General features: G+C 71.0%; 9 protein-coding genes. 8 read left to right on the forward strand and 1 reads right to left on the reverse strand.

Going from position 1 to position 10,528, the window contains the following annotated elements:
• Positions 1-139 precede the first annotated feature (139 nt).
• From AC30CM_RS09670 to AC30CM_RS09705, 8 genes are all read left to right on the forward strand, one after another.
• Entirely contained in the window at positions 140-949 is an 810-nt protein-coding gene (locus tag AC30CM_RS09670; RefSeq protein WP_490116637.1) for an IclR family transcriptional regulator, read from the forward strand.
• A gap of 62 nt (positions 950-1,011) precedes the next feature.
• Entirely contained in the window at positions 1,012-2,013 is a 1,002-nt protein-coding gene (locus AC30CM_RS09675) for a zinc-dependent alcohol dehydrogenase (protein WP_490116638.1), read from the forward strand.
• Positions 2,010-2,738, forward strand: coding sequence for an SDR family NAD(P)-dependent oxidoreductase (locus AC30CM_RS09680; protein ID WP_490116639.1), 729 nt, complete (start codon positions 2,010-2,012; stop codon positions 2,736-2,738). The genes AC30CM_RS09675 and AC30CM_RS09680 overlap by 4 nt, the downstream gene beginning before the upstream one ends.
• A gap of 149 nt (positions 2,739-2,887) precedes the next feature.
• Entirely contained in the window at positions 2,888-4,225 is a 1,338-nt protein-coding gene (gene hisD / locus AC30CM_RS09685; RefSeq protein ID WP_490116640.1) for a histidinol dehydrogenase, read from the forward strand.
• A gap of 18 nt (positions 4,226-4,243) precedes the next feature.
• The gene (locus tag AC30CM_RS09690) at positions 4,244-5,686 is read left to right on the forward strand and encodes a purine-cytosine permease family protein (RefSeq protein ID WP_490116641.1); all 1,443 of its coding nucleotides are present in this window, start codon (positions 4,244-4,246) and stop codon (positions 5,684-5,686) included.
• A complete protein-coding gene (locus AC30CM_RS09695) occupies positions 5,683-6,900 on the forward strand; it encodes an alpha-hydroxy acid oxidase (RefSeq protein WP_490116642.1) in 1,218 nt (405 codons plus the stop codon). Before AC30CM_RS09690 ends, AC30CM_RS09695 begins: the two co-directional genes overlap by 4 nt.
• A gap of 48 nt (positions 6,901-6,948) precedes the next feature.
• A complete protein-coding gene (gene hutH, locus AC30CM_RS09700; protein WP_490116643.1) occupies positions 6,949-8,520 on the forward strand; it encodes a histidine ammonia-lyase in 1,572 nt (523 codons plus the stop codon).
• A 41-nt stretch (positions 8,521-8,561) separates the two neighbouring features.
• Positions 8,562-9,623 carry an aminotransferase class I/II-fold pyridoxal phosphate-dependent enzyme gene (locus AC30CM_RS09705; RefSeq protein WP_490116694.1) on the forward strand — a complete coding sequence of 354 codons (1,062 nt, stop codon included), beginning with the start codon at positions 8,562-8,564 and terminating at the stop codon, positions 9,621-9,623.
• Positions 9,624-9,627: 4 nt separating this feature from the next.
• On the opposite strand, the gene AC30CM_RS09710 is transcribed toward AC30CM_RS09705, so the two are convergent.
• Positions 9,628-10,437, reverse strand: a complete 810-nt coding sequence (locus AC30CM_RS09710) for an IclR family transcriptional regulator (protein WP_490116644.1) — start codon at positions 10,435-10,437, stop codon at positions 9,628-9,630.
• Positions 10,438-10,528: the final 91 nt, after the last annotated feature.

Consider the following 10,528-nt stretch of genomic DNA (forward strand, 5'->3'; position numbering starts at 1 on the left):
CCCCGCCGCAGGCGATCCATCCCCAGACGACACTTCATCCCCAGCCCTCGCGTCAGGGGGTGCGCCGGCCGTCGTCGTCTACCCTGATATCGCAGATCGTGGTCTCGAATGCGAGACCGGTAGGCGAAAGAGGGGCGGCGTGGCGACGACGAGTCGTGTGAAGTCGGCGGAGCGCGTCATGGACGTGCTCGACCTGCTGGCGCGCCGCGGGATGCCGATGGCGACCATGGAGATCGCCGAGACGCTGTCGCTGCCCAAGAGCACCACCCACCACCTGCTGAACGTGATGCGCGAACGTCGCTTCGTGTCCTACTGGCCCGATCAGCGGACGTGGACGCTCGGGGTGTCGGCCTTCGAGATCGGGGCGTCCTACATGCGGTCCGGCCCGCTGCACCGGGCCGGGCAGCGCTTCATGTTGGCGTTGACCACGGCCACCAACGAGACCTCGCACCTGGCCGTACTGCAGGGCACCGACGTGATCTACCTGGACAAGCGCGAGCCCCAGACGTCGGGCGTGCGCCTGGTGACCGAGGTGGGGTCGCGGCTTCCCGCCCACCTGACGGCGGTGGGCCGGGCCATCTTGAGCCGCCTCGACGCCGAGCAGTTGTCCACCATGTACGACGGCTACACGTGGCAGTCGCGCACCGGTGAGGGACCGACGTCGCTGGCGGATCTGCGCGACGTGCTCAAAGGCGTGCGCGAGCAGGGTTACGCCTACGAACGGGGCACCACGACGTCGGGCATCGACTGCATCGCCAGCCCGGTGCTGACGCGCGACCGCCGGGCGGTGGCCGCGCTCGGCGTGGCCTACGTGTCGGCGACGAAGACCGCCGCGCAGGCCGAGGAGATGGCCACGATCGTCGTCGCGACCGCCGGAGAGTTCTCCGCGAGCTTCGGCGCGCGCGTCGACGAGTCACCCGGCAACGAAGACGCCCTGGGCATTGCCTAGCAGAGCCTGGGAACTCGCGAACTCCCCGCCCGCACCGACCGTAAGTCTGGTATTCAAGACCGATGTCTAGCATCACAGAGTCGGTGAGCACCACGGCGCTCCTGCTCGATCGAGATCTGTCGCTCACCGTCGGTACGCGCGAGTTGTCCGCCCTCTCCGACGGCGAGGTGCTGATCGACGTCGAGTACGCCGGGATCTGCGGTTCGGACCTGCACGTCCTGCGCACCGGCGACTGGGTGGCGTATTGGCCGGCCACCCTGGGGCACGAGGTCGCCGGCCGGGTGCGCACGTCGCGGCACCCGGACTTCGCACCGGGCCAGGCGGTGGTGGCGGACTCCCGGATCCCCTCGACCGTCGACGGTCACCTGCGGCACGATCGCCTGGCCGAGGATCTGCAGTGGCTCGGGGAAGCCCGGCCGGGCGGCTACGCGGGCGCCATGGTGATCCCCGGCGACAGTCTCCACCGCGTGCCCGCCGGCCTCGACACCGTCGCCGCCGTCCTGGCCGAACCCCTCGCGGTGGTGATGTGCGCCCTCGACCAGCTGCGGCTCGACGCCTCGCCCGCCACCGTCGCGATCCTCGGCTACGGCCCCATCGGCGCGCTGGCGCACGCCGAGCTGACGCGGCGCTGGCCGCAGGCCGCCGTGACGGTCGTGGAACCGAACGCCCGGCGCGCCGACCTGGCCCGCAGCCGGGGCGCCGCCGTCGACACGCTCGACGGCCCGGCGCGTCACCAGGTGGTGGTCGACGCGGCCGGCTACCCCGGTTCCCTGGAGGCCGCGATCGACGCCACGGCGTTCGGCGGCGCGGTGTTGCTCATCGCGATCGGCCACGCCGCCGCCACGGTCATGCCGGCCACCATCGTGGAGCACAGCCTGCGCGTCGTCGGCAGCGTCGGCTTCGACGACCACCACCTCGACGAGGCGCTGGCCGCGCTGGCCGACGAACCGGGCAGGTACGACCCGATCGTCACCCACACCGTCGAGCTGCCGGACGTTCCCGCCTTCCTGGCCGCGGGCGGCATGGGCGAGGCCATCAAGGTGCTGATCAGGTGTGCCCCGTGAGCGGGCCACGCCGGTACCTGATCACCGGCGGCACCAGCGGGATCGGGGACATGTGCGCCCGGCACCTCACCGCGGCGGGGCATCGGGTCTGGGTCACCGGCACCGGCGAGGAATCCGTGTCGGCGGCGCTCTCGCGGGGTTCGGCAGCCGGGGGCAGCGTTGCCGACGCCGCCGACGCCGACGCCGTGGCCGCTGCGTTCGACGATGCCGCCCGGGCGTTCGGCGGACTCGACGGAGCCTTCCTCAACGCCGGCATCGACGGCGAGGACAAACCCGCCGAGGACCTCGACGCCGCGACGTTCCGACGGGTCCTCGACGTCAACGTCGTGGGCATCCTGCACGGCGCCCAGGCCGCGTACCGCACGCTCTCCAGACCGGGGGCGCTCGTGATCAACGCGTCGGTCAACGCCATGCGGCCCGAGGCGCACTTCGCCGACTACAACGCGTCCAAGGCGGCAGCGGCGGCGCTGGCCGCGACCTTCGCGATGGAGTGGACGACCCAGGGCCTGTGCGTGACGTGCGTGTGCCCGGGCTATTTCCGCACCGCCATGACGGCCCCGTACCTCGACGACCCTCGGATCGGCGCGGAGCTGCTGGCTCGCATCCCGGCCGGACGGTTCGGGCACGCCGACGACATCGGATCCACGGTGAACTTCCTGCTGTCCAACCAGGCCCCGTTCCTCAGCGGGGCCGTCATCCCGATCGCCGGTGCCGCCAATCTCTGACCGGTGTCAACGGCATGTTACGAACCGCGCCCATCGGCGCAAAAGTCTTGCATTGGAGATCTCAGTCTCGTATACAAGACAAAGCGGCACGAGTGACGCCCGCCTCACCCCGAATCCCCGATCCCCCCGATCCCCTGGGAGCCATGCAGATGTCAACCGATCGACCCATCCTCGAGCGCGGCGAATGGCAGGGCATGTCGGCCGCCGACCGCGCCGATCTGTGCGACCGCGGCAGCGCGAAGATCTTCGACCCCGCACTCCGTGAGGGCGTGCTCGAGATCATCGAGGACGTGCGCAACCACGGTGACGCCGGACTCCTGCGCGCGCTGCAGACGTGGGACGGCATCTCCCTCACCCCCGACCGCATCCGCGTCTCGGCCGACGAGTTCGCCGCCGCTCGGAAGAAGGTCAGCCCCGACCTGCTGACCGCGATCCGCGACCTGCTGGCGCACCTGAGGTCGTTCAACGAACGGTTGACCAGCAACGGCGACTGGAGCTTCGAGAGCGAACCCGGTCTGACCGTGGGCGAGAAGGTCACGCCGATCGCCAGCGCCGGATTGTTCGTGCCCAGCGGCAAGGGCTCCTACCCGTCGGTGATGGCGCAGCTGGGGACCCCGGCCGTGGTGGCGGGCGTCGCGAAGATCGCCGTCGTGGTGCCACCGATCCCCGGCGGTGACGGCGAGGTCGACCCCGCCGTCCTGGTCGTCGCCGACGAGTTGGGCATCCACGACGTGTTTCGCGCCAATGGGCCTGCCGGCATCGCCGCGCTGGCCTTCGGCACCGAGACCGTGCCGCGGGTCCGCAAGGTGTGCGGTCCCGGCAGCCCGCCCGTCACGTGCGCGCAGGTGGAGGTGCAGCGCTACGGCACCGTGAGCGTCATGCTGCTGGGTCCCAGCGAGTCGCTCATCCTGGCCGACGACTCCGCAGACCCCTACCTGCTGGCCGCCGATCTGCTCAACGAGGCCGAACACGGACCCGACTCGACGAGCGTGTTGGTCACCGACAGCCAGGCGCTCATCGACGCCGTCCAGGTCGAGGTCGCCAAGCAGTTGCAGGACCTCCCCGACGACCGCGCCGGGTACGCCCGGCTCGCGCTGGGCACGAACGGCGGCGCCGTGCTGACCACCTCGGTGGAGGAATCCGCGGAGGTCGCCAATGCGTTCGCGCCCGAGCACATGCAGATCGCGGTCCGCGACGACGCCCGCGTGCTGGACCTGATCGTCGACGCCGGCGAGGTCCTGGTCGGACAGCACACGACGGTGTCGATGGCCAACTTCGTCATCGGCTGCCCGGCCGCCCTGCCGACGAGCGGCTACGCCAAGGTCAGCAGCGGCGTCACCGCCGACGCGTTCCGCAAGCGCACCGCGGTGGCCAAGGCCACGCCCGATGCCTTGCGGCGAATGGCGGACACCGTCATCGCCTTCACCCGACACGAGGGCTTCCCCGCCCACGAGTTCGCCGTGACCCGCCGACTCGAACAACGCTGACCCGGAGGAGAAGCCACCATGTCCGCCCTCAATCCCGAACAGCGGTCCATCGAGTACGTTCCGCATCACGAGCGCCACGGTCGCGCCCGCAGCCTGTTCACGCTGTGGTTCGGCGCCAACCTTCAAGTCACCGCCATCGCCGCGGGCGCCATCTCCGTGGCCATCGGCCTCTCGCTGCCCTGGGCGCTGTTGGCGTCACTGGTCGGCAACCTGATCGGCGCGGTCTTCATGGCCCTGCACTCCGCGCAGGGACCCATCCTCGGCATCCCGCAGATGATCCAGAGCCGCGCCCAGTTCGGGTTCTACGGCGCCGTCCTGCCGCTGATCCTGGTCATCCTGATGTACATCGGGTACTTCGCCACCACGGCGGTTCAGGGCGGAGCCGCGTTCTCGAGCCTGACCAGCATCGACATCGACGCCTCGATCGTCATCGTGGTGGCGCTGACCGTCGTGCTCGCGATCTTCGGGTACCGGCTCATCCACGCCTCCGAGAAGGTCCTCTCGGTGGTCAGCGGCCTGGCCTTCCTGTACCTGAGCTATCGCCTGGTGACCACCAACGACCTGAGCGCCGTCTGGCACGCCGGGCAGTTCTCCTGGGCGCTGTTCCTGGCCGCCGCCGCGATCGCCGCCACCTGGCAGCTGACCTACGCCCCCTACGTCGCCGACTACTCCCGCTATCTGCCTGCCGACACCTCGGTGCGCGCATCGTTCTGGTTCACCTACGCCGGCACGGTGCTCTCGACGATGTTCATGTTCGCCTTCGGCGCCACCGCCGCCGCGGTCGCCGCCGACGCCTTCGACGGCGGGTCGGTGGACTTCATCGTCGACCAGGCCGCGGGATTCCACGCCGTGTTCTTCCTCATCATCATCGGCGGTGTCATCGGCGTGAACTCGCTCAACCTCTACGGCATGTTCATGTCGACCACCACGGTGCTGAACTCGATGTTCAAGATGAAGGTGTCACCACTGCTGCGGGCGGTGCTCATCGTGGTCGTCGCCGCCATCGCCACCACGATCGGACTGGTCGGCAAGGACGACTTCCTGGGCAACTTCAGCAACTTCATCCTGCTGCTGGCCTACTTCCTGATCCCGTGGACGTCGATCAACCTGGCCGACTTCTACCTGGTCCGCAAGGAGCGCTACAGCATCGACGACATGTTCTCCCCGCACGGCCACTACGGCGGCGTGGACTGGCGCGCCATGACCGCCTACCTGGTCGGCATCGTCGTCGAGGTGCCGTTCATCGCCAGCCCCTTCTACACCGGCCCGGTCGCCACCTGGCTCGACGGCGCGGACGTGTCGTGGATCCTGGGCATCTTCATCGCGGGCGGTCTCTACGTGCTGCTGATGAAGCGCTTCCCCCACCGCCCCGGGTACCCCGAGCCGACGTTCGCGATCCCGTCCACCCCCAGCCCGCATGCCGCGGCCGCCGACGACGAACAAGAGGCCGCACCGGCATGAAGGCACGCGAAGTCCGCGCGCTGATCCAGGTCGAACCCCCGCGGCTGAACCGCCGCGCCGCCCGCCTCGACGCCTGCAAGACCGTCGAGGACCTGCACCGGCTCGCCCGACGGCGGCTGCCGCGCCCGGTCGCCGACTACGTCGACGGCGGCGCCGACGAAGAGCTGACGCTGGCCGACAACGTCGCCGCCTTCCGCCGGTGGCGTTTCACCCCGAGCGTGCTGGTCGACGTGGCGACCGTGGACACCTCCGCGGCGCTGCTCGGCCGGCGCGCCGCACTGCCGCTGGGGCTGGCGCCGACGGGCTACACCCGGATGATCTCGACGCTCGGCGAACCGGCGGTCGCCGGGCCCGCTGCCCGCGCCGGGATTCCGTACGTGCTGTCCACCATGGCGTCGACGTCGCTGGAGGACGTGGCCGCCGCCCGCGGCCTCGGCGACGCCGACCGATGGTTCCAGCTCTACGTCTGGAAGGACCGCGAGCGCACCGCCGACCTGGTGGCACGGGCCGCGGCAGCCGGGTACCGGGTGCTCGAGATCGCAGTCGACACCGCCGTCTCCGGCCACCGGGTGCGCGACGTGCGCAACGGCCTGACCATCCCGCCCCAACTGACGCTGAAGGGCCTGGTCGACATCGGCATGCGTCCCGGTTACTGGACGAGGATGCTCGCCAGCCCCGCCCTGGAGTTCGCCAACGTCGCCGCGGGTGCCGGCGGTGACGGTTACACCATCGAGAACATCACCAAGCAGTTCGATCCGTCGGTGTCCTGGGACGATCTCGCGCGGCTGCGCGACCTGTGGCCCGGCCCCGTCGTCCTCAAGGGACCCGTGGGCCCGGAGGACGCCGTGCGGGCCCGCGGTCTGGGTATCGACGGCGTGCACCTGTCCAATCACGGCGGACGCCAGCTCGACCGCACCGTGGCACCCATCGACCTGGTGGCCCCGGTGCGCGAGGCCGCGGGACCCGACGCCTCGATCTTCGTGGACTCCGGTGTGCGCCACGGTGCCGACATCGCCACGGCGCTGGCCCTGGGTGCGGATGCGGCGTTCATCGGACGCCCCTACCTGTGGGGCCTGGTGGCGGGCGGTGACGCCGGCGTCGCCAAGGTGATCGGGCTGCTGTCGGACCAGTTCGCCAGGACGATGGCGCTGCTGGGGGTCACCAGCGTCGAGGAACTGCGCGCCCGCGGCCGGTCGCTGCTGCGGCAGGGCTAGTATCGGACATGAGACTTAAGTCTGTGATACGAGACAGGAAATAGATCGATGGTGTCGCCCTCCCCCACCACCCTGCCGGCCGCCCCCGTCGTGACGGTGGGCCTCGGCCCGGTCGGCTTCGCCGACGTCGTCGCGGTGGCCCGCCACGACGCCGCGGTCCGGGTGTCCGACGAGGCCATGGCGGCCGTCGCCGAGAGTCGGGTGCGCATCGAGGCCCTGGCCGCCGACCCGACACCGGTCTATGGCGTCTCCACCGGCTTCGGCGCCCTGGCGACCCGCCACATCCCCCACGAACTACGGGCTCAGTTGCAGCGCAGCCTGATTCGTTCCCATGCGGCCGGTTCCGGCGCGGAGGTCGAACGCGAGGTGGTGCGCGCACTGATGCTGTTGCGCCTGTCCACGCTGGCGACCGGACGCACCGGTGTGCGGCCTGCGGTGGTCCAGGCCTATGCCGGTCTGCTCACCGAGGGTCTGACGCCCGTGGTGTACGAGTACGGCAGCCTGGGCTGCTCGGGCGACCTGGCCCCCCTGGCCCACGTCGCACTGGCCCTGATCGGCGAAGGGCACGTCCGCACCCGCGACGGCTCCCTGATGCCGGCGTCCGAAGCCCTTGCCGCCCATGGCCTTTCCCCCGTAGTACTGGCCGAGAAGGAAGGGCTGGCCCTCATCAACGGCACCGACGGCATGCTCGGTCAGCTCGTCCTCGCGCTGACCGACCTCGACGCGCTGCTTCGGCTCGCCGACGTCGCCGCGGCGATGAGCGTCGAGGGCCTGCTCGGCACGGAACGGGTCTTCGCAGCCGACCTGCAGGCGCTGCGTCCCCACCCCGGTCAAGCCGCGGCCGCCGCGAACATGACCCGGCTGCTGGCCGATTCGGCGATCGTGGCCAGCCACAAGACCGACGACTGCACCGTGGTCCAGGATGCGTACTCGCTGCGCTGCGCACCGCAGGTCGCCGGGGGTGCGCGCGACACCGCCGACCACGCCCGCCTCGTCGCTCAGCGCGAACTGGCCAGTGCCGTCGACAATCCCGTGGTCACCCTCGACGGACGGGTGGAGTCCAACGGCAACTTCCACGGTGCCCCGGTGGCCTACGTCCTGGACTTCCTCGCGATCGTGGTGGCCGACGTGGCGTCGATGAGCGAACGCCGCACCGACCGGTTCCTGGACCCCGCCCGCAACCATGGGCTCAACGCCTTCCTGGCCGACGATCCCGGCGTCGACAGCGGCCACATGATCGCCCAGTACACCCAGGCCGGCATCGTGTCCGAACTCAAGCGCCTGGCCGCCCCCGCCAGCGCGGACTCGATCCCCTCCTCTGCCATGCAGGAGGACCACGTCTCGATGGGCTGGTCGGCCGCACGCAAACTGCGCCGCGCCCTCGACGGACTCACCCGGGTGCTCGCCGTCGAGGTGCTCACCGCGGCCCGTGCGCTCGACCTGCGCGCGCCGCTGACCCCGGCGCCGGCGACCGCGGCCGTCGTCGCCGCGGTGCGCGAGCACGTCGACGGCCCCGGCACCGACCGCTACCTGTCCCCCGAGATCGCCGCGGTGGTCGAGTTGGCACGCAGCGGCGCGCTGGTCGCGGCCGCGGAGCGCGTGACGGGCGCGTTGTCGTGACCCGGCCCGCCACCGCCGGTCCCACGGTTCGGCCACGCCCCGTGGTCGCGGCACTTCCGCGGTACTCGCGCGCCGCCGGGCTGAACCAGGTGCGCTGGCGGGCGTCGTCGAACGAATCGACCGTGCCCCCTTCGCCACGGGTGCAGCGGGCCATCGGGGAGGCAGCCGCCCACGCGCACCTGTACCCCTCGCTGCAAGGCGACCTGCTCATCGCCGACCTCAGCGCGCGACTGGACGTCGCTCCCGAACGGATCGCCGTCGGCGGTGGGTCGCTGGCGCTGCTGCAGCACACGCTGGCGGCCTATACCGGAGCCGGGACGCAGGTGGTGCACGCCTGGCGCAGCTACGAGGCCTACCCGATCCTCGTCGGCGTCGTCGGAGCCAGCCCCGTGCCCGTCGAGCTGGACGCCACGCACACCCACGACGTCGATGCCATGCTCGCCGCCGTCACCCCGGCCACCCGAGCGGTCATCGTGTGCAACCCGAACAATCCGACGGGTACCGAGTTGCCCCGCAGCGAGATCGAACGCCTCATCACGTCGGTACCCGACGACGTGCTGGTGCTGCTGGACGAGGCCTACCAGGAGTTCGCGACGGTCGCCGCCGATGGGCTCGGCCTGGTGCGGCGCTACCCCAACGTCGTGGTCTTCCGCACCTTCTCCAAGGCCTACGGCCTGGCCGGCCTCCGCGCCGGGTACATGATCGCCCATCCCGACGTGGCCGACAACGTGCGCGCCGCGGCTCCGCCCTTCGGGCTGAGCCTGGTCGCCGAGGCCGGCGCCCGCGCGGCGTGGGCCGACACCACGCACACCGGGCACATCGTCGACGTGGTCCGCGACGGTCGCGACCACCTGCGGGCCGAGGCCGCCAGACGCGGACTCCACACTCCGGTCAGCGGCGCCAACTTCGTCTGGTTCCCGGTGGGCGCACGCACCGCCGAACTGCGGGACGCCTGTGTGGCACACGGGGTTTCGGTGCGCGCCTTCGACGGCGAGGGAATCCGGGTGACCGTCGGCGACCGCGACGCCGAGAATGCCGTGCTGGCGGCCATCGACAGCCTGCCGTGGGTCGGCACCGCCGAGCCGTCGACGCCAGGGCGCTAGACCCTCAGCGCGCGGTCGGCGGCGGGGTGTCGAACCAGCCCGGCGGAGCCACCCCGGACACCGCCCACGTCAACTGCTGCGCCGCGTGCCGAACGCGCCGCACCAACTCGTCGACGGCGAGCGACGAACGGTCGGTGCGGCGCGTCACGCTGATCGCCGCCACCGGTCGGCCGGAGTGGTCGAACGCGCACGCGGCCACCGAGTGCAATCCCTCGGTGATCAATCCGTCCTCGTCGGCCCACCCGCGCGCGCGTTCTTCGGCGAGCAGGCTGCGCAGCTGCGGCAACGAGGCCGGACCGCGACCGGTGCGGACGACGAAGGCGGTGCTCGACGGGAACAGCGCGCGCACCTGCGCCGCGGGCAGGTGCGCCAGGATCGACCGTCCGCTGGCGGTGAGGTGCGCCGGAAGTCGGACGCCGACGTCGCTGACCAACGTCACCGGCACCCGGGCGATCGCGGGCTGTTCCTTGAGCAGGTAGAGCGTCTCGGCGCCGTGCAGCACGCCGAGGTGGGCGGTCTCGCCGATCCCGTCCACCAGTCGGCGCAGCACCGGACGCGCCAGCAACTCCAACGGTTCGTGCCGCATGTAGGCCGAACCGATCTCGAAGGCGGCCACGCCCAGCCCGTAGCCGTGCTGCTCGGGCAGGTGCACCACGAAGTGGTGGTCGATGAGGACGTCGAGCAGGTGATACACCGTCGAGCGCGGGATGTTCAGCTCGCGGGCCAACGTCGCCGCCCCGACGGGACCGGTCCGCGACGCCAGCGCCAACAGCAGCTGCAGCGAGCGTCCCACCGCCGGCGAAGCACTGGACACCGACCATCCTCCGTTGATCTCGGATCCGAGACACTATCCCGAAATCGCGGCTGCGGCAAGGTCACCGAATGGGGTGTGCTGAGCATGTCGT

It is taken from the genome of Mycobacterium sp. DHQP2018-32-09 (genome assembly GCF_058148405.1).